At 36.3% G+C, this 2,102-nt stretch carries 2 protein-coding genes; both read right to left on the bottom strand.

Annotated elements, in window-relative coordinates:
- Window positions 1–1,500 (bottom strand): transketolase (locus CI949_RS20165; RefSeq protein ID WP_290769792.1); only part of this gene is annotated, 1,500 nt, incomplete at its 3' end.
- A 108-nt stretch (window positions 1,501–1,608) separates the two neighbouring features.
- Complete coding sequence (locus CI949_RS20160) at window positions 1,609–1,884, bottom strand: phosphocarrier protein HPr (protein ID WP_290769789.1); 276 nt, start codon at window positions 1,882–1,884, stop codon at window positions 1,609–1,611.
- Window positions 1,885–2,102: the final 218 nt, after the last annotated feature.

Raw genomic sequence — 2,102 nt, 5'->3', positions numbered from 1 at the left:
AACCCAGGCAGCTTTTGCTTCTTCTTCATCTCCTGGTCTTAAAACCTTAAGTCCAGGTATAATTCTTAATGCTTCCACATGTTCTATCGGCTGGTGTGTCGGTCCATCTTCACCAACAAAAACAGAATCATGGGTAAAGACATAAGTTACAGGCAGCTTCATTAAAGCAGCCAGTCTAATTGCTGGACGCATATAATCTGAGAAAACAAGGAAAGTTGCTGCAAATGGACGCAAACCTGAATGCAGAGCTAAACCATTTGTAATTGCTCCCATTGCATGTTCTCTAACTCCAAAACGGAAGTTTCTGCCGCTGTAATCACCTTTTTGTACTTCTCCGTATTCAGCGTTATAGGTCTTATTTGATGGGGCTAAATCTGCTGACCCACCAACTAAATATGGTATTAGTTCAAATGCTTTTGATAAAGCTGCTCCAGCTGATTTTCTTGTAGCTATTGGAGCTTCCATTTCTAAGTCCATAATTTCTTCTTTTAAATCAACAGGCAGTTTTAATTCTATTGCCTGGTCCCAATCTTTTTTGAGTTCAGGATTAGCTGCTGCCCATTCTTCAAATTCTTTTTCCCAAGCTAATCTTTGATCCTGCATCTCAGCAGCATGAGCCCGGAAAAATTCTTTGACCTCATCTGAGACATAAAACTTTTTATCTACTGGTAAGTCAAACTTTTCTTTTAGACCTTTGATTTCTTCTTCTCCCAATGGTGCTCCATGAGCATCAGCTGTATCCTGCTTATTCGGTGCACCTAAGGCGATATGTGTTTTGGCCATAATTACCGTAGGTCTTTCCTTATCAGATTTTGCCTGGTTAATTGCTTCTCTTACCTGGTCAATATTGTGACCGTCAATATTTTCTATTACCTGCCAGCCAAAAGCTTTAAAGCGGTCAGCTACAGACTCTGTAAAAGCTAAATTTGTATTTCCAGCAATTGAAATATCGTTATCATCATAGATTGCAATTAACTTATCAAGTCCTAAATGACCTGCAAGTGATGCTGCTTCAGAAGTTATACCCTCCATCATACAGCCATCTCCCATTATAGTATAGGTGTAGTGATCTACAATTGAGTGGTCTTCTGTGTTGTATTTAGCAGCCATCATTTTTTCTGCTAAAGCCATACCAACTGCATTAGAAAATCCCTGTCCTAAAGGTCCAGTTGTTGTTTCTACTCCATCAGTTTCTCCATATTCTGGATGGCCGGGTGTTTTAGAATGAAGCTGTCTAAAGTCTTTTAAATCGTCCATTGAAATGTCATGACCTGTCAGGTGCAAAAATGAATACAAAAATGCTGATCCATGTCCAGCTGAAAGTACAAAGCGATCTCTATCAGGCCAGTCTGATTTTGAAGCATCGATATTCATTATCTCACCAAATAACAGTGCTCCAATATCAGCACAGCCAATCGGCATTCCCGGATGACCAGAATTTGCCTTTTCTACAATATCCGCTGATAATCCTCTTACTATATTAGCAACATCTTTTAACAAAATTTATCCTCCTATTTTTTAAACAGAATATCACTGTAATTAATACAATTAAATTAATATCCAGTCTCAGCTTAATTATTAGGGAGACTGGATATTTTTTTGCTATTATTAATTATCTTCTTCTGCCATTTCTGTTATAATGAAATCTTCAAGACTATCAAGTGCCTTTTTTTCATCTTCGCCATCTGCTTTAAGAGTAATTTCTTTTCCCTGGCCAATACCCAGGCTCATTACACCCATAATGCTTTTAGCATTTACCTCTTTATCTTCAAAAACAATTTTAATATCAGACTTGAATTTACCTGCTTTTTTAACAAATTGAGACGCAGGCCTTGCATGTAAACCAGTTTCATTAACTATAGTAACTTTCTTTTCAGAAGCCATACTATTCATCCTTTCTTATTATTTTCATTACTTTTCACTTATTTTAATTTAATTTCTATTATTAAAACCTATAAATTTATCTTTAAACAGGTCTGTCTAACATTTTAAAGATAGAGTTTTCTCCTTATAAGTTATTTCATTTTACTTATCCTGAAAAACTCTTTTCTGCAGCTGCCATAACTCATAAATTACCGAGTCTTTATCTAACTCTACCATAT

Source organism: Halanaerobium sp. (assembly GCF_003070835.1).
This window is presented reverse-complemented; position numbering and strand designations above follow the sequence as displayed.

Excerpts from the sequence above, each read along its gene's own strand:
- CI949_RS20160 (WP_290769789.1), bottom strand. The coding sequence starts at position 1,884 with ATGGCTTCTGAAAAGAAAGTTACTATAGTTAATGAAACTGGTTTACAT.